Annotated in this window: 1 protein-coding gene; it reads right to left on the bottom strand. The window is 72.3% G+C overall.

Features of this window, described 5'->3' with window-relative positions; translation table 11 throughout:
* Window positions 1-325: hypothetical protein (locus tag ACTQ0H_RS09360; protein ID WP_441548094.1), on the bottom strand; the 325-nt coding region annotated here is incomplete at both ends.

Genomic DNA, 325 nt, shown 5'->3' with positions numbered 1-325 from the left:
CGGGCTGGCATCCACGGCGGCCCTGTACTCGGAGAGCAGGTCCGCCCGGGCCTCCGCCGCGGCCTCGACCTCGTTCCTCAGGGCGGCGAGCGTCCGAACCCCGCCATCGTCCTCCGGCCTGACCTTGTCGAGCCACCTCAGGAAGTCGTAGGTCCAGTACTTCCTCGGGTTGCCGGCGGGCGTGGTGCCGCCGTAGACGAACCCCCGCTTTGCTAGGAAGGCGAGCAGCCGCTGCTTGGCGGTCGCCAGGCGCGCGGTCGCCCCGTCGTAGGCGCCGGCGAGGTCCCTGATGCCTTCGACCTCGGGGGAGGGGACCCATACGGGG

The sequence above is a fragment of the Collinsella sp. LCP21S3_A3 genome (assembly GCF_052118905.1).
Taxonomy (GTDB): Bacteria; Actinomycetota; Coriobacteriia; order Coriobacteriales; family Coriobacteriaceae; genus Collinsella.
This window is presented reverse-complemented; position numbering and strand designations above follow the sequence as displayed.